The 19,717-nt window shown below is 63.4% G+C and carries 21 protein-coding genes and 1 pseudogene; 15 read left to right on the forward strand and 7 right to left on the reverse strand.

Annotated features, from left to right (window positions below; all coding sequences use genetic code 11):
* Both LB553_RS29925 and LB553_RS29930 read right to left on the reverse strand, forming a co-directional pair.
* Positions 1–324, reverse strand: a pseudogene (locus LB553_RS29925) (serine--glyoxylate aminotransferase); the annotation flags it as partial.
* Positions 325–446: 122 nt separating this feature from the next.
* The gene (locus tag LB553_RS29930) at positions 447–1,118 is read right to left on the reverse strand and encodes a response regulator transcription factor (RefSeq protein WP_224518556.1); all 672 of its coding nucleotides are present in this window, start codon (positions 1,116–1,118) and stop codon (positions 447–449) included.
* A gap of 360 nt (positions 1,119–1,478) precedes the next feature.
* On the opposite strand from LB553_RS29930, the gene mgtE reads away from it, so the two are divergent.
* Together mgtE and LB553_RS29940 are read left to right on the forward strand one after the other, a co-directional pair.
* Positions 1,479–2,897, forward strand: coding sequence for a magnesium transporter (mgtE, locus tag LB553_RS29935; protein ID WP_224518557.1), 1,419 nt, complete (start codon positions 1,479–1,481; stop codon positions 2,895–2,897).
* Between the two features lie 141 nt (positions 2,898–3,038).
* Positions 3,039–3,425: a MerR family transcriptional regulator gene (locus tag LB553_RS29940; protein ID WP_027168973.1), complete on the forward strand. Its 387-nt coding sequence runs from the start codon at positions 3,039–3,041 to the stop codon at positions 3,423–3,425.
* A gap of 330 nt (positions 3,426–3,755) precedes the next feature.
* Here LB553_RS29940 and LB553_RS29945 read toward each other — a convergent pair whose 3' ends face one another.
* Positions 3,756–4,235: a methyltransferase family protein gene (locus LB553_RS29945; protein WP_224518558.1), complete on the reverse strand. Its 480-nt coding sequence runs from the start codon at positions 4,233–4,235 to the stop codon at positions 3,756–3,758.
* Complete coding sequence (locus LB553_RS29950; RefSeq protein WP_224518559.1) at positions 4,232–5,233, reverse strand: DUF1624 domain-containing protein; 1,002 nt, start codon at positions 5,231–5,233, stop codon at positions 4,232–4,234. Before LB553_RS29950 ends, LB553_RS29945 begins: the two co-directional genes overlap by 4 nt.
* 227 nt (positions 5,234–5,460) lie before the next feature.
* On the opposite strand from LB553_RS29950, the gene LB553_RS29955 reads away from it, so the two are divergent.
* The 4 genes from LB553_RS29955 (at position 5,461) to cobO (ending at position 8,912) form a co-directional block, all read left to right on the forward strand.
* Positions 5,461–6,660, forward strand: coding sequence for an MFS transporter (locus LB553_RS29955; RefSeq protein ID WP_224518560.1), 1,200 nt, complete (start codon positions 5,461–5,463; stop codon positions 6,658–6,660).
* 273 nt (positions 6,661–6,933) lie between these two features.
* Positions 6,934–7,629, forward strand: coding sequence for a gamma-glutamylcyclotransferase (locus LB553_RS29960; RefSeq protein ID WP_224518561.1), 696 nt, complete (start codon positions 6,934–6,936; stop codon positions 7,627–7,629).
* 121 nt (positions 7,630–7,750) lie between these two features.
* On the forward strand, positions 7,751–8,296 hold the full coding sequence (gene cobU, locus LB553_RS29965; RefSeq protein ID WP_224518562.1) for a bifunctional adenosylcobinamide kinase/adenosylcobinamide-phosphate guanylyltransferase: 546 nt from the start codon (positions 7,751–7,753) through the stop codon (positions 8,294–8,296).
* Position 8,297: 1 nt separating this feature from the next.
* Positions 8,298–8,912 carry a cob(I)yrinic acid a,c-diamide adenosyltransferase gene (gene cobO / locus LB553_RS29970; protein ID WP_224518563.1) on the forward strand — a complete coding sequence of 205 codons (615 nt, stop codon included), beginning with the start codon at positions 8,298–8,300 and terminating at the stop codon, positions 8,910–8,912.
* A gap of 6 nt (positions 8,913–8,918) precedes the next feature.
* Here cobO and cbiB read toward each other — a convergent pair whose 3' ends face one another.
* Positions 8,919–9,908 carry an adenosylcobinamide-phosphate synthase CbiB gene (gene cbiB, locus LB553_RS29975; RefSeq protein ID WP_224518564.1) on the reverse strand — a complete coding sequence of 330 codons (990 nt, stop codon included), beginning with the start codon at positions 9,906–9,908 and terminating at the stop codon, positions 8,919–8,921.
* Here cbiB and cobD point away from each other — a divergent pair.
* Entirely contained in the window at positions 9,907–10,962 is a 1,056-nt protein-coding gene (gene cobD, locus LB553_RS29980; protein WP_224518565.1) for a threonine-phosphate decarboxylase CobD, read from the forward strand. The two genes, cbiB and cobD, sit on opposite strands and share 2 nt — an antisense overlap.
* On the forward strand, positions 10,959–11,468 hold the full coding sequence (locus LB553_RS29985; protein ID WP_224518566.1) for a tyrosine phosphatase family protein: 510 nt from the start codon (positions 10,959–10,961) through the stop codon (positions 11,466–11,468). Before cobD ends, LB553_RS29985 begins: the two co-directional genes overlap by 4 nt.
* Positions 11,469–11,486: 18 nt before the next feature.
* Here the strand turns inward: LB553_RS29985 and LB553_RS29990 are convergent, their stop codons facing one another.
* Positions 11,487–12,284: a creatininase family protein gene (locus LB553_RS29990; RefSeq protein WP_224518567.1), complete on the reverse strand. Its 798-nt coding sequence runs from the start codon at positions 12,282–12,284 to the stop codon at positions 11,487–11,489.
* Between the two features lie 61 nt (positions 12,285–12,345).
* Positions 12,346–12,729 (reverse strand): RidA family protein, encoded by a 384-nt coding sequence (locus LB553_RS29995; protein WP_224518568.1) that lies wholly within the window; start codon positions 12,727–12,729, stop codon positions 12,346–12,348.
* Between the two features lie 254 nt (positions 12,730–12,983).
* Here LB553_RS29995 and LB553_RS30000 point away from each other — a divergent pair, with 254 nt between their 5' ends.
* From LB553_RS30000 to LB553_RS30030, 7 genes are read left to right on the forward strand one after another with little or no spacing between them, the layout of a single operon-like run.
* Positions 12,984–13,988 carry an ABC transporter substrate-binding protein gene (locus LB553_RS30000; RefSeq protein ID WP_224518574.1) on the forward strand — a complete coding sequence of 335 codons (1,005 nt, stop codon included), beginning with the start codon at positions 12,984–12,986 and terminating at the stop codon, positions 13,986–13,988.
* 15 nt (positions 13,989–14,003) lie between these two features.
* Positions 14,004–14,825 (forward strand): ABC transporter ATP-binding protein, encoded by an 822-nt coding sequence (locus tag LB553_RS30005; RefSeq protein ID WP_224518569.1) that lies wholly within the window; start codon positions 14,004–14,006, stop codon positions 14,823–14,825.
* Entirely contained in the window at positions 14,812–15,663 is an 852-nt protein-coding gene (locus LB553_RS30010) for an ABC transporter permease (RefSeq protein WP_224518570.1), read from the forward strand. Before LB553_RS30005 ends, LB553_RS30010 begins: the two co-directional genes overlap by 14 nt.
* A 36-nt stretch (positions 15,664–15,699) precedes the next feature.
* Positions 15,700–16,998: a cytosine deaminase gene (locus LB553_RS30015; protein WP_224518571.1), complete on the forward strand. Its 1,299-nt coding sequence runs from the start codon at positions 15,700–15,702 to the stop codon at positions 16,996–16,998.
* A gap of 2 nt (positions 16,999–17,000) precedes the next feature.
* Positions 17,001–18,398 (forward strand): FAD-binding oxidoreductase, encoded by a 1,398-nt coding sequence (locus tag LB553_RS30020; protein ID WP_224518575.1) that lies wholly within the window; start codon positions 17,001–17,003, stop codon positions 18,396–18,398.
* 44 nt (positions 18,399–18,442) lie between these two features.
* The gene (locus LB553_RS30025) at positions 18,443–19,024 is read left to right on the forward strand and encodes an NAD(P)H-dependent oxidoreductase (RefSeq protein WP_224518572.1); all 582 of its coding nucleotides are present in this window, start codon (positions 18,443–18,445) and stop codon (positions 19,022–19,024) included.
* On the forward strand, positions 19,024–19,611 hold the full coding sequence (locus LB553_RS30030; protein ID WP_224518573.1) for an NAD(P)H-dependent oxidoreductase: 588 nt from the start codon (positions 19,024–19,026) through the stop codon (positions 19,609–19,611). Before LB553_RS30025 ends, LB553_RS30030 begins: the two co-directional genes overlap by 1 nt.
* The last annotated feature ends 106 nt before the right edge of the window (positions 19,612–19,717 follow it).

A 19,717-nucleotide genomic window follows, 5' to 3' on the forward strand; every position in this document is an offset into this window, starting at 1 on the left:
GATGACATCGACATCGAAGCCGAGCCGCTCGGCCATGTCGACCCACAGATGCGAGAACTGGCCGAAGCGCGACATCAGCACCTTGTCGCCAGGGCTGAGCACATTGGTCATCGCCGCTTCCCAGGCGCCGGTGCCAGAAGAGGGATAGATGAAGACGCGGCCGGTCTCGTTCTTGAAGACCCGCTTGATGTCCTCGAACAGCGGTAGCGTCAGGTTGGGGAAAGAGGAGGCGCGCATATCCTCCATCGGCAGGTTCATGGCCTGCCGGACCTGTTCCGGAATGTTGGTGGGTCCTGGGATAAAGAGATGGGTAAACCCAGCCATGCGCGAAACTCCTCCGATCGATTGAGATTGTGGAGGAAGTCTCGTCTCGGCGAGGCTCGGCAACAACACCTTGCCGGGTAAGTTGTTGGCCCTTGCGGGTGGGATGATCCTACCCGGTTGGCCTACCCGATAGGTGATTTGGAGGTGCGGCGTTTTTCGCTCGAATAGAGCGCGACGGCCATGGCGCGGTTGCGGACGTCCAGCTTGTCGTAGAGGTTCTTCAGGTGATACTTCACCGTGTTCTCGGAAATTCCGGTCCGCGTTGCGATCTGCAAATTGGTCCAGCCGTCAGAAAGCACCGCCAGCAATTCGCGCTCGCGCACGGTGAGGCGGGACAAGGGCGTGTCATTGACCTTGTTGATGTCGATATACGGAATGCAGATGCGCCCGTGGGCGACCGCCAAGATCGTCTCGAAGATGACCGGCGGATCGTCGAACTGGAAGCAGTACCCTTGAGCGCCGAGGCGTACGCACTGCTTCAGGATTCCGATGTCGTGGTCGTTGGAAAAGATCGTGATGCGCACGCCAAGCTCGCGGCTCTGAACTTCCGTAAGCACATCGGCGCCATCCATGTCGGCGAGCTTCCAGCCGACGACGGCGACATCGAATTGCGTGGCGGCCGCCAGTTCCAGGAATTGCGCGCCGCTGTGCACGACACCGAGCAGATCGAAGCGGCCGTCGCATTCCAGCATCTCGCGCAGCGCCGACACGACGAAAGGATTGCGTTCGGCGACGACCACACGAACGCGCCGGTCGGCATTTCCTTCGCTCGTCTTTCCAGACTTGATGTTCAAGGGCAGCGTTTGTCCTCGGAGCATTTGGCGATGCGCTGATCTGCTGGATCATGCATCATGACAATTCTGCCTCAATAGGGAAGGGGTGCTCTTTCCCCAGCGACATGCGCTGTCGCGCCGGCTGAAGCGATTGTCGTATCTGCGGCGCGGGCGCCGCGCGCTGCTTCCGAGAAGTTGCGGGGCGAAGGCGACCGTCACATTTCCTTGGCTATTCCGCGCGCTAGCGCGACGTCTTTCCAAGACGAATCCTACTGCCGCGCTATCTCCCGCTCAGGTTTGGATTTCCCGAAAAGCGGTTTCCACTTTCCGGGATCATGCACTAGACCTCATTTCGGGATTTCCTCGTTGCGGGAGGCGCTGGTGGAAAGCCAGGACAGACAGACGACCGGCGCCGCGCCCGCCGAGGAGCGCCACGCGGACATCTATGGCGAGGACGGCGCCGTGCGCGCCTCCTTCCTCGCTCAGATCGGCGCGGCGATCGCCGACCGCGACACGATCACCCTCAAGCGCGAAGTCGACGACCTGCACCAATCGGAACTCGGCGACGTGCTGGAGGCGCTTCATCCTGAACAGCGCCGCGCGCTCGTGGAGCTGCTCGGCTCCGATTTCGACTTCTCCGCGCTGACCGAAGTCGACGAGGCGATCCGCCTCGATATCGTCGACAACCTGCCCAATGCACAGATCGCGCAGGCGGTGCAGGAGCTCGACTCCGACGACGCGGTCTACATCCTCGAGGACCTCGAGAAGGAAGACCAGGACGAGATCCTGTCGCAGCTGCCTTTCACCGAGCGCATCAGGCTCAGGCGCGCGCTCGACTATCCGGAAGAGACCGCCGGCCGGCGCATGCAGACCGAGTTTGTCGCCGTGCCGCCGTTCTGGACGATCGGCCAGACCATCGACTACATGCGCGAGGACAAGAACCTGCCCGAGCGCTTCAGCCAGATCTTCGTCATCGATCCGAGTTTCAAGCTGCTCGGCGCCATCGATCTCGACCAGATCCTGCGCAGCAAGCGCGCGGTCAAGGTCGAGCAGGTCATGCATGAGACCCTGCACGCGATCCCGGCCACGATGGACCAGGAAGAGGCGGCGCGCGAGTTCGAGCAGTACAACCTGCTCTCCGCCGCCGTGGTCGACGAAAACGGGCGGCTGGTCGGCGTGCTCACCATCGACGACGTGGTCGACGTCATCCAGGAAGAGGCGGAAGAAGACCTTTTGCGTATGGGCGGCGTCGGCGATGAAGAACTGTCGGACACGGTGCTCGCCACATCGCGCTCGCGCGTGCCCTGGCTGCTGGTCAATCTTGTGACTGCCTTCCTCGCCGCTTCGGTTATCGGCCTGTTCGACCGCACGATCGAGCATATCGTGGCGCTTGCCGTGCTGATGCCGATCGTCGCCGGAATGGGCGGCAATGCCGGCTCGCAGACCATGACCGTCACCGTGCGCGCGCTGGCAACCAGGGACCTCGATATCTACAACGCCGCTCGCATCGTCCGCCGCGAGCTCGGTGTCGGTTTCGTCAACGGCGTGGTGTTTGCTGTGCTCATCGGCATGGTGGCCGGTTTCTGGTTCCGCGATCCCAATCTGGGCGGCATCATCGCGGCGGCGATGATCATCAACATGTTTGCGGCTGCGCTTGCCGGGATACTCATCCCGCTGGTCCTCGACCGCCTCAAGATTGATCCGGCGGTGGCTTCCGCCGTCTTCGTCACCACGGTCACCGACTGCGTCGGTTTCTTTGCCTTCTTGGGGCTGGCGACGTGGTGGTTTAGAGTTCCCTAAATCAACGGGCCGGCGTTAATTGACTTTTACGTAAATGCCGTGCGAGGTTGCCCTCGGGGTTACGTGCCGATTCCGGCGCGGATGGTATCATCGGAGGAAGGGCGACGCTTCAAGCGGCGATGCCCGGGCTTGGGAGCGGGAATGCGGGAATATTACACGATCACCGAGCTGACGCGTGAGTTCGACGTGTCGACACGGACATTGCGTTTTTACGAGGACGAGGGGCTGGTGCAGCCTGTAAGGCGCGGCCGCACTCGGCTGTTTCGGCCGTCCGACCGGCATCTCATCCGTCAGATCATGCGGGGAAAAAGGCTCGGCTTCTCGATCAACGAGATCCGCGAGATCATCCAGATGTACAAGGAGCCGCCCGGCGAGGTCGGCCAGCTCAAGCTGATGATCAAGCGCATCGAGGAGAAACGCGAGGACCTGCGCCAGAAGCGGCGCGACCTGGAAGAGACGCTGGCCGAGTTGGACCAGGCCGAAGAATCCTGCGTCGAGCGGCTGGCCGAGCTGGGTGTGAATACGTGAAGCGCGGTGAGCAGGGGATTTGCAGGGCAACTATCGCAAACGTTCGAGATTAGCCGGTGCCTCTCAGCTTCGTCATCCACGGGCGAAGCGGACGCGTAGACCCGAGGATCCATTCCGTGACCTCGATCGAAGGGCGCAGCGGAGCAGAAGTCTGCACCGTTGCAACGCCTTGATGTCACGGAATGGATTCTATGGTCTGCGCGCGTCGCTTCGCTCCTTGCTTCGCCATAGAATGACGACGGGAGACGCGCTGCGGCTAGCTAAAGGCGAAGCACGCTAGCCCACCCTCTAACGACGCTTGACCCCGCGACCGATCCAAGCGAGGCGGCCTCAAATCCAGCGCCGGACCCGCTTGGCGTAGTCGCGGTATTTCTTGCCGAACTTCGCCCCGAGGATCTTTTCTTCCTTCTCGATCGCCAGCTTCTGCGTCGCGAAGGCGGCGAGAAAGGCAAAGAGCAGGAACCATGCGATGCCGGTGATGAGGGCGACGCCGATCAGCAGCAGCGTGTTGGCGAGATACATCGGGTTGCGGGTGATGCCGAAGGGGCCTGACGTCACCAGGTGATCGGGCTCGGCATTGGGGTCGAATGTCGTTTTCGCTCGCATCATGGCGCGGATGGCCGTAATCCAGAGCATGGCGACGCCGAACAGCGTCACCCAGCCGACGCCGAACATGAGATCGCCGAAGATGTCGCCGATCCAGGGCAGCGGGTAGAGCATGCCGAGGACGACGCTGAGAGCGATCGCCACGACATAGATCACCGGCGGCCAGGGAACGATCCCGTGTCTGGGCTTTGCGATGCCTGTCATTGCTGTCCTCCTTCCATCTTGTCCTCGGTCGCGGCGGTGCAGGTTTCCGCGAGGTCGGCCAGATGCGATTTCCAGACGCTGGACTGATCGTTGGCGTAGAGCTTGTCGAGAGACCCTTCCCCCTTCAGCGTATCCAGCATGCAGCCACAATAGCTGGTGCAGAACTTGCTGTCCCGCTGCTGTTCGCACTGCGCCTGGCAAGCCGGCAGGAAGCCGGCCTCCCTGTCCTGAGGGGCGGCGGGCATGACCTGCGAGAACAGCCACACCGAGCCGAACAGAAGCGGCTGGTGGATGAGGTAGAAGGCGAGGCTGTGCCGGCCGATGAAGGTCAGCGGCTTCGACCAGCGGCCGGGCAGCCATGTTCCCAGACGGGCGAGCAGGCCAGTGGCGGAAGCGAGTTTCACCGTCGCGATGCCGGCAAGCACGGGGCCAAACCACGGGAAAAGCGGTACGTAGTCATTGGAACGCGGGTTGGTGGCGGAAAGGCCCACCCACCACAGCGCCGGATGGTCGAAGAACTCCGACCGCAGATAATAGGGGGCTGCAATCACCGCCACGGCAATGATCGCCGTCAACAGCCAGGGCAGCCTGAGAAAGGCGAGGCCGAGCAAGCTCGCCAGCGCGATCTCATGCAGGATGCCGAAAAAGATGAAACCATCGGGAGTGACGAAATAAGTCACCGTCGAAATGGCGATCGCCGCCACGGCGACCATGGCAAAGCGCCTCCAGAAGCCTGGCCAGCGGATATGACGGCCGTGGGCGAGGAAGAGGCTGACGCCGACCAGGAACAGGAAGGTCGAGGCAATGCAGCGTGCGTAAAGTTTCCACCAGCCGAAAGCGGTGAGGCCGGGCGCGGTGTAGCCGAAATTTTCGAGATCCCAAGTGAAGTGGTAGCTCGCCATCGCGATCAGCGCGATGCCGCGCAGGATGTCGATGCCCTGGATGCGGCCGTGCTTTGGCGCGTCCTGAACAGGGGCGCTCGTCGTTTGAAGGCTCATCATTTCGATCCGATTCAGTCCTGCCAAACGACTATCACGGTTCAAGTGGACGACAGAAGCAGGCGGCCATCAATGCATTTCATGGCAGTCATGAAATTCACCCTTGGGCCAGAGGCGGAAAGCCTTTAGCAGGCTTCGCTTTTCGGCCCGTCGGGGTCGGTTTCCTGCTACTGGCCGGCAGCTGGTCCGGCCAGATTTAACCGCGTGATTCACGTCCCGGAGGGCCGATGTCCACCCATGTGCGCCATCCGATCTGGCTTCCGGCTTTGCGGCCGGCGGATGCGCGTACCTTCGCCTCGCTCTATGCAGTGGAATCCTTCGCCCGCGCCACGATCTCCAGCGTGATCCCGATCCAGGCCTACGAGATCCTGCACAATGAGCGGATCGTCTCGATCCTCTACACGATTGTGTCGCTGATGGGTCTTTCGGTCACGCTGTTCATGCCGATGCTCATCCGCCGCTTCGCGCGGCGCTGGGTCTACACGGCCGGCTGCATGCTGCTGGCGATCGGCTCCGCCTTCTTCGTCACCCACACGCTGCCTGGACAGATTGCCGGCATGCTCTGCCGCGTGATGGGGGCGAGCGCGCTGTCGATCACGCTCAACCTCTACATCATGGATCACATCCGCAAGACCGACTTCATGCAGGCGGAATCGCTGCGCATGGCCTGGTCGATGTTCGCTTGGACGGGCGGGCCGACGCTCGGCATTTTCCTTTACACGCATTTCGGCATCTATGCCGCGCATGGCGCGGTCGTCGTGTTTGCCTTCGCGCTGCTCTGCCTGTTCTGGTTCTACCGGCTGAGCGACAACCAGTCGATCCGGCCCGGCAAGTCGCGTCCGGCCAATCCGCTCGCCAATATCGGCCGCTTCGTGAAGCAGCCAAGGCTCAGGCTTGCCTGGCTGATCGCCTTCGGCCGCTCCTGCTTCTGGACGACGTTCTTCGTCTATGGCCCGCTGTTCATGGTGATCACCGGCCAGGGCGAGCTTGCCGGCGGCTTGCTGGTTTCGGCCGGCAATGCGCTTCTGTTCGTGGCGATCTTCTGGGGCAGGGCCGGCAAGCGCTTCGGCGGGCGCAAGGTCATGACTTTCGCCTATTTCGCTATGGCGGCGATGTTGTTTGCCGCGGGCGGCGTCGGCGAGGCCGCGCCGCTCTTCACCGGCGCGCTGCTGCTCTGCGGCGCGCTCTTCACCATCGCCCTCGACGCGCTCGGCTCGACCGCCTTCATGCGCTCGGTGCGCGCTTACGAGAAGGCGCAGATGGCGGCGGTCTACCGCACCTATCTCGATTTCTCCGAACTGACGCCGCCGCTGGTCTATTCGGTGGTGCTCACCTTCTTCGGGCTGGGCTCGGTGTTCGTCACGCTCGGCATCCTGGCCGCCTTTTGCGGCTTCGTCACCTGGCGCTATCTGCCGAAGGCGTTCTGAACGCTGCGTGACGGCCGCGCACCCAATCATGGAAATTGTAAGGGGCGCGTTCGCTCGGATCGGGCTGCATCGGCTCCTCCCTGATCGAGCCGTTCAGCGCTCGATGGGATCGCTGACCTGCTCTAATTCTTTGTTTTTACGCAATTCCGGACGGAAAACTGTCGCGCACTTTTCCTGGAATGCTTCGGCGACAGCCGACACCCAGGCCAAGGGGTTGTCAATCGCGAGGCGGCCGCATTGTTTCGGTCGCGCAGGAACCTTAAGGTCGCGCGCATGCTGCCAAGAACCATGTCGCTTACCGAGGAACTGGTTGCCCGCTGCTTCCGCACGGTCGAGGATGCGGGACCGGATCCCGATGCGGCGCATCTGGATGACAGCGACTACGAGGCGATGCTCGATGCGTTCGAGGCCGAGCTTCCGGCGACGGAGCCGCTCTGGCTGTTCGGCTATGGATCGCTCATCTGGAAGCCTGAGATCGAGCACACCGAGGAATGCGTAGCGCTTGCGCGCGGCTGGCACCGCTCGTTCTGCATGAAGATGACGCGCTGGCGCGGCACCAAGGAGCAACCCGGCCTTATGATGGCGCTCGATCGCGGAGGCCAGTGCAAAGGGGTTGCTTTCCGGCTGGCCGAGAATAACCGAAGGCAAGGGCTGGACAAGCTTTTCCGGCGCGAAATGACATTGAAGCCGACAAGCTACTGGCCGCGCCTTCTGCAGCTCTCGACCGACAAGGGACCGTTGCGTGCGCTGGCTTTCGTCATCAATCGCAACGGGACAACTTATGCGGGGCCCCTCAGCGAGGACGAGGTGGTGGAGAGGCTTGCGACATCCTGCGGCCATTGGGGCTCGGGCGCCGACTATCTCTACAATACGGTAAAGAATCTAGAGCAGCGCGGCATCCATGATGGGCATCTGTGGCGGTTGCAGCAGCTGGTCGCCGTCCGGATTGCCGGCCCGCAGCAGCCATGAGCAGTGCCGCAATCGCGCTGCGCGGTGGCGGAATTTGGTTTGCCGGCAGCAGGGCTTCTGCCTAAAGTCGCGCCGGCGGCCCGATGGCCACGACAATGTTCATCCAAAGGTGAAGGCAGGAATGACCGGCGCGACGGCTGCGAGCGGCAATAGAGCTTCCGACCGGAAGCTGACCTTCATCCTGGGCGGTGCCCGTTCGGGCAAGAGCTCGCATGCCGAGAGCCTGACGACCGCTAATCCGTCGCCCTGGACCTACATTGCCACGGCACAGGCTTATGACGACGAGATGCGCGAGCGCATTGCGCTGCATCGGTCGCGGCGCGGCGAAGGTTGGGTCACCGTCGATGCGCCGCTCGGTCTGGTCGGCGCAATCGAGGCTTTGCCGGATCACCAGCCTGTTCTGATCGATTGCCTGACGCTGTGGCTCACCAACCACATGCTGGCCGGACATGATGTCGAGGCCGAATGCCGGCGGCTCAAGGATACGATGTCGCGGCCGCGCGGGCCGTGGTTCGTGGTCTCAAACGAAGTCGGGCTCGGCATCGTGCCCGACAACGCGCTGGCGCGCCGGTTCCGCGACGCCGCGGGCAGGCTCAACCAGCAGGTCGCGGCGACAGCCGACAGCGTTCTCATGATGGTGGCGGGGCTGCCGCTCAAGGTGAAATGACATGGCTGAAATCGAGGAGAAGGACGCCGAGCGCCACCGCGCCAAGATGGCCAAGCGCAAGGCAGTGCAGGATGCCGAGGTGGCCGGCAAGACGATCGAGAAAGGACTGCTGATCGTCAACACCGGGCCGGGCAAGGGCAAGACCACGGCCGCCTTCGGCCTGGCGCTGAGAATGCTGGGTTATGGCAAGCGTGTCGGCGTCGTCCAATTCATCAAGGGCAAATGGCATACCGGCGAAAAGAACGCTTTCGCGGCTTTCGGCGACCGCGTCGTCTGGCACGCGATGGGCGAGGGCTTCACCTGGGAAACGCAGGATCTGAAGCGCGACATCGCCGCCGCCGAGGCCGCCTGGGCCAAGGCGCTCGAGCTGATGGCCGATTCCTCGATCAGCCTCGTGGTGCTCGACGAGCTCAACATCGCGCTGCGCTACGATTATCTCGATCTGGAAAAGGTGGTCGCGGCGCTGAAGGCACGCCGGGACGATCTGCATGTGATCGTCACCGGCCGCAACGCCAAGCCGCTGCTTGTCGAGGCCGCCGACCTCGTCACCGAAATGGGGCTGACCAAGCACCATTTCTCCGCCGGCGTGAAGGCGCAGCAGGGCATTGAATTTTGAGGCGCCTCAGCCGCTGATCAAGATGGTCAGATAGATCACGATCGCCGAGACGACCGCAAACAGGCCAAGCAGCAGCCAGTCCGCGATGCGGTAGAGTTTCAACGCTTGTCGGACGTCGGTGCTTTCGGCCTCGCGGCGGCCGCCTTCGCCCATGAAGGCATCCTCGACGACTTCGCCGCCATAGCTGCGCGGTCCGGCGAGGGACAGTCCCAGCGCGCCGGCCATCGCAGCTTCCGGCCAGCCCGCGTTTGGCGAACGATGTTTCCTCGCGTCGCGTCGCATCACCTGCCAGGCGCCACGCGGATCGGCGCCCGGGACGAGAAAGGCCGCCAGCACGATAAGCAGGCCGGTGAGCCGCGATGCGGGCAGATTGATGAGATCGTCGAAACGGGCAGCCGCACGGCCAAAGGCTTCGTATTTCGGCGTACGGTGGCCGATCATCGAATCGGCGGTGTTGGCGGCCTTGTAGGTAGCACCTCCGCCAAGGCCGCCGATGCCGGTCCAGAAGGCGGGCGCGACGATGCCGTCCGAAAAATTTTCGGCCAGGCTTTCGATCGCCGCGCGGGCGACACCTGCTTTGTCCAATTTTTCCGGATCGCGGCCGACAATGCGCGACACGGCGATGCGGGCGAGCGTCAGGCCGCCGGTCTCCAGCGCGTCGGCGACGTCCTCGACATGCTCGGCGAGGCTTTTTTGCGACAGCAGCGTGGAACCGAGGATGGCGGCGATGACGAGACCTGTCGGGAACATCATCCACAGCAGAACGTGCAGCGCCAGGCCGATGAGCCCAGGCACCAGCAGAATGACGAGCAAGGCCTGGACGCCGCGGCGGCGACGCAATTCGTCGGAATCGGTGGCGCGGTTGAGCCGGCGATCGAGAAAGGATATCAGCCTGCCGATCCAGGTTACCGGATGGCCGATGGCGTTGAACAGCCAGTCCGGATAGCCGAGGGCGCGTTCGACGGCGAGTGACAGGAAAGCGATCAGGACAGACATGAAGCTTCTAAGCGGCGCGATCGCAGCGGTTGATCATGGCGGCAGCCTTGGCCGGGCAAGCACGCTTTTTCCTCATGCGCCACAACCTTTCGTGGACCTCTCGACAGGTATCAATCCGCACTCCTACCCGCTTTTCGACCTGCCCGCCACCGCCCTGTCCCGATTGCCGGAGGCAGGACAACTGCGCGAATTGGCCGAAATTGCGGCTTCGGCCTATGGCGCGCCTTCGGCGATGCATGTGGCGGCGGCGCCCGGCACGCAGATTCTCCTGCCGCGCGTCGCCTCGCTGGTGCGGCCGGGCAAGGCGCTGGTGCTTGGGCCGACCTATGCAGAACACGCCCGGGCCGCGGCTATCGCCGGCCATGCCGTCGCGGAAGTCAGCGATTTCGACGCGCTGGCCGAGGCGGACCTTGCGGTGCTGGTCAATCCCAACAATCCGGACGGGCGGGTGATCGAAAAGCCGCGCCTGCTCGATCTCACGGCGCGGCTTCGCGCCAAAGGCGGGCTGCTCGTCGTCGACGAAGCCTTCATGGATGTCGGCCCGATCGAGCAAAGCCTTGCCGGCGACCTCGGGGCGGGCGGCATCGTCGTGCTGCGCTCGTTCGGCAAGTTCTTCGGCCTTGCGGGTGTGAGACTCGGCTTCGCATTGGCGGATCCGCTGACGGCCAAGCGGCTGGACGCGCAACTGGGGCCCTGGGCGGTGGCCGGCCCGGCGCTCGAATATGGCATCCGCGCCTTGTCGGATGCAAAGTGGCAGGCCGATATGCGGCAACGTCTGGCGCGGGATGCCGGGCGGCTCGACGCGCTGCTTGGCCGATTCGATGTTCCGGTCGCCGGCGGAACCAGCCTGTTCCGCTATTTGTCGTTTGTCGAGGCCTCAACCCTGTTTTCGGCACTTGGTGGGCGCGGTGTGCTGGTCCGTCATTTTGCCGAGCGGCCTCAAGTGCTGCGTGTCGGTCTGCCGGGCAGCGAAGCGGAATGGCAGCGACTTGAAGGCGCACTTGCCGCCTGGGCCGCGCGGCGCAAAGATGCGCCGAAGGAGATCGGGCAATGATCCATGTCTGTTCGCTGTCGAAGGTCGACGAAACCGTGGCAAGAACCGGTGCGCAGCGGTTGCTGTCGTTGCTTGCCGCCGGGACGGAGGTGACCCGACCGGCCTCGATCCTGGCGGAAAACCATCTGCATCTCGTCATGCATGATATCGCCGTGGCGCAGGAGGGTATGACCATCCCGGGCGAGGAGCATGTGCGGGCCTTGCTCGATTTCGCCTATCGCTGGGACCGCGTGAAGCCGCTGGTGGTGCATTGCTATGCCGGCGTCAGCCGCTCGACGGCCTCGGCCTACATCATCGCCGCGGCGCTGGCGCCCAAGCGTGACGAGATGGAACTCGCTCGGACGCTGCGCTTCCTCTCGCCGACGGCTACGCCCAATCCACGGCTGATCGCAGTCGCCGACACGCTGCTTCAGCGCGACGGCCGCATGATCGCGGCGATCGAGGCGATCGGGCGCGGAGCCGACGCGTTCGAAGGGATACCCTTCGAACTGGGAATCGAAACGTAAGTCAAAGCGGACCAGCCGCTACGACAGCCACTCGGCAAGCCTCGCCTTGCGCACATCCCTGACCAGGCTGATAAAGCCGTCGGCCTGCATTTCCGCCGTCAGGCGGCCCTTCTCGGCCGTGGCGATCGAAGCGTCGCCGACCACGCCGTTCGGATTGAGGTCGCTGGCGATCCAGGCGAATGCGTGCGTTCCGGTGTGGCGCAGCAGGGCGAATTCCTTTTCGGCGCGGCCGACATTGGAGACGAAATTCTCCGCCTTGCTCATGTCGACGAGATCGGGCCGGAAGTGCAGCATCAGCGAGGTCTCGACATCGCCGCCATGGACGCCGTGACGGTCCTCCAGCTCGGTGTACATGCCGGCCGGGCGGCCGAACCGCTGCCAGCTCGTCTTCACGGACAGCATTTTGGCGCGCACGCGCAATTCGCGCGAAATGATGCCCATGATCTCTTCATTGCCGCCATGCGAATTCACGACGATCAGCTTTCTCACCCCGGCGCGGGCGACCGACAGGCCGAGTTCGGTCCAGGCGTCGACCAAGGTGGTGGCGGGCAAGGTGAGCGTTCCCGGCGCATGCAGGTGCTCGTTCGACTTGCCGATCGCCTGCACCGGCAGGATGCGGATGTCGAGATCGTCGGGCAGGCGCGCGATCACCGTCTCCAGCATGCCGATCATGATCGAGGTGTCGGTCGAGACCGGAAGGTGAGGGCCATGCTGCTCGATCGCCGCCACCGGCAGTACGGCGATAGTCGCTTCGGCGTCGATCGAGGCATATTCCGTCGTCCGGTAGTCGCCCCACCACACACGTCTTGTCGTCACTTTTCGTCTCCCGATTGGTCTGCTGTCCGGCCCGAGGTCTAGAGGCTATTCCCGGCAACAGCTAGCCGGCTGCCAGAACTTCGACCTCGACCTTGAATTCCGGGCGGGCGAAGCCTGCGACGATGATCAATGTGGAGGCCGGCGCCGGATCGGAAAAGAGCCGGTTGCGGACATCCATATAGGCCTGCAGATGCGCACGATCGGTGACGAAGGCGTTGATGCGCACGGTGTCGTTCAAGGTCAGCCCGGCTTCGCTGAGGATCGCGGCGATGTTCTTGAAGCAAAGCTCCGTCTGTGCCCCGGCATCCTCCGGCACGGCATCGTCGGGGCCGATGCCCAGCTGCCCCGAGCACAGCACCAGGCGCTTTCCGGCGGGTATTTCGACGCCGTGGCTGTAGCGGGCGAAAGGCGGCTTGATCGATTTGGGGGCGAGGTATTTGAGCATGGCATTCTCCTGTCCGCCGACAGCCTAGTGGCGGATTCATGAAACATTCAAGATGCCGTGGATGCCGCTAGGAGCGATTATGGACAGGCGTCCAAAAAATAGGCACGATGCCTCGCGTACGGCATGACCCGTCCGGTCTCGGCAATGACTGCCGCACAAGCAGGCGGCCCAGGCGGTGGCATGTGTCTTGCTTCTTGAATCGATGGTGTTGAGCCCTGCGCGTCGCGCGCCCGGGCCAAGAGAGGGTGATGTTTATGATCGGACAAGGAAAGATTTTGGCGGGCGCCGCCGTCCTGCTGGTGGCGGGCACGCTGACTGCTGCTGCGAACGAGAAGGTGACGTTCGGCACCAACTGGCTGGCCGAGCCGGAACATGGCGGCTACTATCAGGCGATCGCCGACGGCACCTATGCCGCCTGCGGCCTCGATGTGACCATCATGCAGGGCGGCCCGCAGGTCAGCGGCCGGCCGATGCTGCTTGCGGGCAAGATCGATTTCTACATGGGCGGCAACCTGCTGTCGGCCTTCGACGCCGTGCAGCAAGGTATTCCGATGCGCGTTGTTGCCGCCGATTTCCAGAAGGACCCGCAGGTCATCATGTCCCATCCGGGAGAGGGGCTGGACAAGTGGGAAGACCTGAAGAACGCCGACCAGTACATCATGGGTGACGAAGGCGCGCAGACCTTCTTCCAGTGGATGGTCACCGATCTCGGCTTCGACGCCGCCAAGCGCGTGCCCTACACGTTCAATCCGGCGCCCTTCATCGCCAACAAGAAGTCGATCCAGCAAGGCTATGTGACCTCCGAGCCGTTCGCGGTGCAGAAGCAGGGAGGCTTCACGCCGAACCAGTTCCTGCTTGCCGACAATGGCTGGGACACCTATGCGACGACCATCGAGGTGATGCAGGATACGATCGACAAGCGGCCGGAGGTGGTGCAGTGCTTTGTCGATGGCTCGGCCAAGGGCTGGTACAAGTACCTCTATGGCGACAACAAGGCCGCCAACGACATGATCAAGAAGGACAATCCCGACATGACGGATGAGCAGATCGCCTTCTCGATCGAGCAGTTGAAGAAGTTCGGCATTGTCGATTCGGGCGATTCGGAAAAGCTCGGCATCGGCACGATGAACGAAGCCCGCATCCAGAGCTTCTACGACAAGATGGTCAAGGCCAAGGTCGCGCAGCCGGGCCTCGACATCAAGAAGGCCTATACGCTGGCCTTCATCAACAAAGGTGTCGGGCTGGAGCTGAAGAAGTAAGGCGGCCGGCCTGAGATGATCCAGGAGAAAGTGGCTGAGACGCCGGCGGCATCGGGCGAGGCTCCGATGCTGCTGGCATTGCGCAATGTCGGCAAGGTCTTTTCCAATGGCGTGACGGCGCTGAGCAAGGTCGACCTGGCGATCCGCGAAGGCGATTTCCTGAGCCTGCTCGGCCCCTCCGGCTGCGGCAAGTCGACGGCGCTGCGGCTGATCGCGGGTCTCTCGACGCCGACCTCCGGCCAGCTTGACTGGCGCGGCGCGATCGACCGCTCGAATATCGGCTTCGTCTTCCAGGAGCCGACGCTGCTGCCTTGGGCAAGCGTCTTCGACAATGTCTGGCTGCCTCTGAGGCTCAAGGGCGTGTCGCGCGCCAAGGCGGAGCCGGCCGTGATGGAGATGCTGTCGCGCGTCCATCTCACCGGCTTCGAGAACGCCGTGCCGCGCGAGCTTTCCGGCGGCATGAAGATGCGCGTCTCGATCGCGCGGGCCATGGTGACGAAGCCGCGCATCCTTCTGATGGACGAGCCGTTCGCCGCGCTTGACGAGATCACCCGCTTCAAGCTCAACAACGACCTTCTGGAGCTGTGGCAGGACGAGCGCTTCACCGTCGTCTTCGTCACCCACAGCGTCTTCGAAAGCGTGTTCCTGTCCAGCCGCGTCGTCGTCATGGCCGCGCGGCCGGGCCGCGTCCATGGCGAACTCCCCATCAGCGCGCCCTATCCGCGTGACGAGGCGTTCCGCACCTCGCCGGGCTATGCCGCGCTTTGCCGGCAGGCATCGGACGTGCTGGTCGACGCCATCAACTCAACTGCCGGGTCCCACCATGACGGCCATTGAAGACAATGTCCTGACGCTCGATCCCGAAGAGGCGCGCCGCGCCCGCCAGGAGCGGCTGGAGCGCATCGGCAAATGGGTGCTGCCGCTGGCGATCATGGTGGTGGCGATCGTGCTGTGGGACCGCATCTGCGTGTGGAACGCGATCCCGCAATATATCCTGCCGCGGCCGGGCGTGGTGCTGCAGACGCTGCACAGCGACGCCGGGCTGCTGTTCTCCTCGCTCTTGGTGACGCTCAGAATCACCTTTCTCAGCTTGGCTCTCGCCGTCATCGGCGGCGTCGGGCTGGCGGTGCTGTTCGCGCAGTCGAAATGGGTGGAGATGTCGTTCTTCCCCTTCGCCATCGTGCTGCAGGTGACGCCGATCGTCGCCATCTTCCCATTGATCAACATCTATGTGGACAACCAGACCGTCAAACTGCTGCTCTGCGCCTGGATCGTCGCCTTCTTTCCGATCCTCTCCAACACCACGCTCGGCCTGAACTCGGTCGACCGCAATCTGCGCGACCTGTTCAAGCTCAACGGCGCGACGCGCTGGCAGCAATTGCGCTATCTGCGCCTGCCGGCGGCGATGCCCTATTTCCTCGGCGGGCTGAAGATCGCCGGCGGCTTGTCGCTGATCGGCGCGGTGGTGGCGGAATTCGTCGCCGGCGCGCAAGGGCAGTCGTCCGGACTCGCGTCCCGCATCATCGAGGCCGGCTACCGGCTCAACGCGCCGCGCCTGTTCGCGGCGCTGATCCTGATCTCGCTCACCGGCATCCTGATCTTCCTGGTGCTGTCGCTGGTGTCACATCTCATCCTGCGCCGCTGGCACGAGAGCGCGCTGAAACAGGAGCGCTAGGTTGGCACCAGGGAAAATCGCGAAGAGGACCAGATCTTGATACCTGCCTCTGGTTCCTACCGGCTTGCCAATGCCCGTGTTCATCGGTCGCTGACGCCCGGCCTTGCAGCACCGTTCGACGCGGACGGTTTCGCACTGGCTGAGCTGGCCGTCGCCGACGGCAAGATCGCGAGCATCGTCGCCCATGCCAAGTCGAAGTCGCAGCCCAACGCGATCGATCTTGCCGGCCGCATCGTGCTGCCGTGTTTCGTCGATTGCCACACTCATATCGACAAGGGCCATATCTGGCCGCGGAAACCCAATCCAGACGGCACCTTCATGGGCGCGCTCAATGCCACCGGCGCCGACCGCGCCGCGCGCTGGAGCGCCGAGGATGTGGCGCGCCGCATGGATTTCTCGCTGCGTTCAGCCTACGCGCATGGCACCAAGGCCGTGCGCACGCATCTCGACAGCGTGCCGCCGCAGGAGGAGATCTCCTGGCCGGTGTTCGAGGCGATGCGGGAAAAATGGCGCGGGCGCATCGAGCTGCAGGCAGCCTGCCTGCTCGGCATCGAAGGCGTGCGCGACAAGGCCTGGTTCGAACGGTTGGCGAAGCGCGTCGCCGCGGCCAAGGGCGTGCTCGGCGTCGTCACCTACATGGTGCCCGATCTCGAGGAACTGCTCGACCATGTGTTCGCCCAGGCAATCGAGCATGGGCTCGATCTCGATTTCCATGCCGACGAGACCGACGATGTCGCGGCCATCTCGTTGAAGAAGATCGCCGAGGCGTCGCTGTGGAACAGTTTCGAGGGCAACATCCTGGTCGGCCATTGCTGCTCGCTGTCGCGCCAGCCGGACCTCGACGTTCTCGACACGCTGGACAAGGTGGCGAAGGCGCGGCTCGCCGTGGTGTCGCTGCCGATGTGCAATCTCTATCTGCAAGACCGCCGCAACAACCACACCACCCCGCGCTGGCGCGGCGTGACGCTGCTGCACGAGATGAAGGTGCGCGGCATCAAGGTGGCGGTCGCTTCCGACAACACGCGCGACCCGTTCTACGCCTATGGCGATCTCGATATGCTGGAGGTCTACCGCATGGCGACGCGCATCCTGCATTTCGACCATCCGGTCGGCGACTGGCCCAGGGCGGTGGCGGCAACGCCTGGCGAGGTGATGCGGCTCGAAGGCGCCGGCACGCTTGCCGTCGGCGGCCCAGCCGATTTCATCGTCTTCAAGGGACGCAGCTGGACGGAATTGCTGTCGAGGCCCGAATCGGATCGCATCGTGGTGCGCGAGGGAAGGGCGATCGAACGCCAACTGCCCGACTATGCCGAACTCGACGAATTGATGGTGTGATGATGAATATCGCAGCGCTGAAGCGCGATCTCGACGGGATCAAGGTCGACGACCATCCGGCGATCGTCCAGCAGAAGAGTCGCGACTTCTACTGGTACAGCCCGGTGCTCAAGAAGCAGCTCGACCATATAACCGGCGACCTGATCGTCACGCCGAAGAATGAGAGCGAGGTGATCCGCGTGCTCGCCGCCTGCCACCGCCACGGCATCCCGGTGACGCCGCGCGGCAGCGGCACCGGCAATTACGGGCAGGCGATGCCGCTGTCGGGCGGCGTGGTGCTGAACCTCGCCGAGATGAACGAGATCAAGACGATCGCGCCGGGGCGTGTGGTGACCGGGCCGGGCGCGGTGCTGGCAGAGATCGACAGGGCGACGCGGGCGCATTCCGGGCAGGAGCTGCGCATGTCGCCATCGACTTACAATACCGCTTCGGTCGGCGGCTTCGTGGCCGGCGGCTCAGGCGGCGTCGGCTCGATCCGCTGGGGCGGCTTGCGCGACCTGGGCAATGTCATCCGGCTGAGGACCGTGACGATGGAGGCCGAGCCCCGTGTCATGGAACTCACGGGCGAGGATGTGCTCAAGGTCATGCACGCCTATGGTACCAACGGTATCATCACCGAGGTCGAGATGCCGCTGACGGCCTCCTACGACTGGATCGACGTCATCGTCGGTTTCGACGATTTCATGGACGCGGCCGGCTTCGGCAACGACCTGGCTATGCAGGACGGCATTCTGGCGAAGCTGATCACGCCGATTTCGGCGCCCATCCCTTACGATTATTTCAAACGGCACCAGAAGTTCTTCCGGCGCGAACAGAGCATCGTGGTGTGCATGATCGCTCCGCATGCGATGGATGCATTCCTTGCGTTTGTCCGGGCCAGCAAAGGCGAAATTGTCTTCATGGCTGACCTCGAGACCGACCTGAAGGGATTGCCGCCGGCCTATGAGCTGACCTGGAACCACACGACGCTGCGCGCCATCAGGGTCGATCCGACGATCACTTATCTGCAGGCGCGCTATCCGTCGCCGGATCACCTTGCGCACGTCAAGGCGATGGTCGACCGCTTCGGCGATGAGGTGCCAGCGCATCTCGAATTCATCCGCTTCGATGGCGCGATCGGCGCCGCCGGCCTGCCACTGGTCCGCTACACCACGGAAGAGCGGCTCGACGAGATCATCCGCATCCATGAGGACAATGGCTGCTGGATCTTCAACCCGCACCGCTACACGCTGGAAGAGGGCGGTATGAAGCAGACCGACGAGATCCAGCTCGCCTTCAAGCGCGAGACCGATCCGCAAGGGCTGCTCAATCCCGGCAAGATGATCGCCTGGGAAAACCCGGACTATGATTATCGCTCCGGCAAGTCCTTTCTGTTCAAGGGGCTGCAAAAGGCGGGGTGATTTGCGATGAGCGTGCTTCGCGCTGACCTCAGAGATATCCTACCGTGAACATCCTCGTGCTTTACGCTCATCCGGTGGAGACCAGCTTCAACGCCGGCCTGCACAAGACGATCGTCGAGCGCCTCGCCGCGGGCGGGCATGCGGTCGACGACTGCGACCTCTATGCCGAGGATTTCGATCCGCGGATGACGCGCGCCGAGCGGCTCGGCTACCACGACCCGCGCGGGCCGGACGACGCGGTCGCCGGCTACGTCGAAAGGCTGAAGAATGCCGAGGCGCTGGTGCTGTCTTTCCCGGTCTGGAATTACGGCTATCCGGCGATCCTGAAAGGTTTCTTCGACCGCGTCTTCCTGCCCGGCGTGTCATTCAAGCTGGTCGACGGCAAAGTGCAGCCGACACTGCACAACATCCGCAAGCTCGCGGCCATCACCACCTACGGCGGCAGCCGCTTTCGCGCCATGCTGATGGGCGACCCGCCGCGCAAGATCGTCAAGCGCATGCTGCGGGCGACCATCAAGCCAGGCGCTCCCGTCTCCTATCTCGCGCATTATTCGATGAACTTTTCGACCGACCGGACGCGCAACGCCTTCATGGCGAAGGTCGCGGGCACGATGGACGCGTTCTGATGCGCGTGCTGGTGGTCTATTGCCATCCGGTGCCTGAAAGCTATTGCGCGGCTATCCGCGACATGGCGATGGAGGTGCTGAAAGGACGGGGCTGGGACGTGCGGCTGCTCGACCTTTATGCCGAGAATTTCGATCCGGTGATGAGCTGCGAGGAGCGGCGCTTCTACAATGACCACGCGCCGGAAGATCCGGCACTCAAGCCGCATTTCGAGCATCTGCAATGGGCGCAGGCGATCCTCTTCATCTATCCGACCTGGTGGTACGGGTTGCCGGCGATGCTGAAGGGCTGGTTCGACCGGGTCTGGGCCACCGACATCGCCTTCAAGCTGCCGGCCGGCAAGGGGCGGATCACGTCGCTGATGCGGCACGTCACCAGGGTCGGCGTCATCACCACCTGCGGCGCGCCGACCTGGTGGAGCGTGGTCGTCGGGCAGCCGGGACGCAAGACCATTTTACGCGGCATGCGGGCGCTGTGCGCCACGCGCTGCAAGACGTTTTTCCTGGCGCATTATTTGATGGATTCCTCGACGCCGAAGAGCAGGGCGGCGTTTCTGGCGAAAGTGCGGGCGAGGCTGGAGAGGTTTTGAGGTTAGCGCAAGTTCCCTTCTCCCCTTGTGGGCCTGTTGCGCAGTTAGCGAGGACAGGCTCGCGGAGCGATTTGGTCGCGAGGCCTCGCTCCGTTTTGGCTTTTGG

Origin of the sequence: Mesorhizobium sp. CA8, assembly GCF_020164955.1 — a bacterium.
Classification (GTDB): Bacteria; Pseudomonadota; Alphaproteobacteria; order Rhizobiales; family Rhizobiaceae; genus Mesorhizobium.

Excerpts from the sequence above, each read along its gene's own strand:
- cobD (WP_224518565.1), top strand. The coding sequence starts at position 9,907 with ATGAAGCTTCTAAGCGGCGCGATCGCAGCGGTTGATCATGGCGGCAGC.
- LB553_RS29985 (WP_224518566.1), top strand. The coding sequence starts at position 10,959 with ATGATCCATGTCTGTTCGCTGTCGAAGGTCGACGAAACCGTGGCAAGA.
- LB553_RS29995 (WP_224518568.1), bottom strand. The coding sequence starts at position 12,729 with ATGCTCAAATACCTCGCCCCCAAATCGATCAAGCCGCCTTTCGCCCGC.
- LB553_RS29940 (WP_027168973.1), top strand. The coding sequence starts at position 3,039 with ATGCGGGAATATTACACGATCACCGAGCTGACGCGTGAGTTCGACGTG.
- LB553_RS30030 (WP_224518573.1), top strand. The coding sequence starts at position 19,024 with ATGCGCGTGCTGGTGGTCTATTGCCATCCGGTGCCTGAAAGCTATTGC.
- cobO (WP_224518563.1), top strand. The coding sequence starts at position 8,298 with ATGGCTGAAATCGAGGAGAAGGACGCCGAGCGCCACCGCGCCAAGATG.
- LB553_RS30010 (WP_224518570.1), top strand. The coding sequence starts at position 14,812 with ATGACGGCCATTGAAGACAATGTCCTGACGCTCGATCCCGAAGAGGCG.
- cbiB (WP_224518564.1), bottom strand. The coding sequence starts at position 9,908 with ATGTCTGTCCTGATCGCTTTCCTGTCACTCGCCGTCGAACGCGCCCTC.
- cobU (WP_224518562.1), top strand. The coding sequence starts at position 7,751 with ATGACCGGCGCGACGGCTGCGAGCGGCAATAGAGCTTCCGACCGGAAG.
- LB553_RS29945 (WP_224518558.1), bottom strand. The coding sequence starts at position 4,235 with ATGACAGGCATCGCAAAGCCCAGACACGGGATCGTTCCCTGGCCGCCG.
- LB553_RS30000 (WP_224518574.1), top strand. The coding sequence starts at position 12,984 with ATGATCGGACAAGGAAAGATTTTGGCGGGCGCCGCCGTCCTGCTGGTG.
- LB553_RS29955 (WP_224518560.1), top strand. The coding sequence starts at position 5,461 with ATGTCCACCCATGTGCGCCATCCGATCTGGCTTCCGGCTTTGCGGCCG.
- LB553_RS30005 (WP_224518569.1), top strand. The coding sequence starts at position 14,004 with ATGATCCAGGAGAAAGTGGCTGAGACGCCGGCGGCATCGGGCGAGGCT.
- LB553_RS30020 (WP_224518575.1), top strand. The coding sequence starts at position 17,001 with ATGAATATCGCAGCGCTGAAGCGCGATCTCGACGGGATCAAGGTCGAC.
- LB553_RS29950 (WP_224518559.1), bottom strand. The coding sequence starts at position 5,233 with ATGAGCCTTCAAACGACGAGCGCCCCTGTTCAGGACGCGCCAAAGCAC.
- LB553_RS29960 (WP_224518561.1), top strand. The coding sequence starts at position 6,934 with ATGCTGCCAAGAACCATGTCGCTTACCGAGGAACTGGTTGCCCGCTGC.